The 286-nt window shown below is 44.8% G+C and carries 1 protein-coding gene; it reads left to right on the forward strand.

The window, feature by feature from the left end; translation table 11 throughout:
* A partial coding sequence (locus AAEZ22_RS18320; RefSeq protein ID WP_352298447.1) for a hypothetical protein occupies positions 1 to 274 on the forward strand: 274 nt, incomplete at its 5' end.
* Positions 275 to 286 lie beyond the last annotated feature (12 nt).

Consider the following 286-nt stretch of genomic DNA (forward strand, 5'->3'; position numbering starts at 1 on the left):
GCGTACACAGTTGGCAGAGATGAAGGCTGAAAGAGGTGACAAGAATCATAAAGGTCCTCAAGGTCAGCACAAAAAAGATGGCAAGAGTATGGGTCAACATAAGGCATTCTCGCAGCTCAACTTGACCAATACTCAAAAAGCGCAGATCGAAGCGATCCAAAAAGATACTAAGGGTACGCGTGCGCAAAAACAACAAGCCGTTATGGCCGTGTTGACGCCTGAGCAACGTACGCAGTTAGAGAGCCTAAAGTCGCAAAGACAGAATAAAAAATAAATACTCTCAATG

The organism is Pseudoalteromonas sp. 20-MNA-CIBAN-0454, assembly GCF_040308685.1.
Classification (GTDB): Bacteria; Pseudomonadota; Gammaproteobacteria; order Enterobacterales; family Alteromonadaceae; genus Pseudoalteromonas; species Pseudoalteromonas nigrifaciens.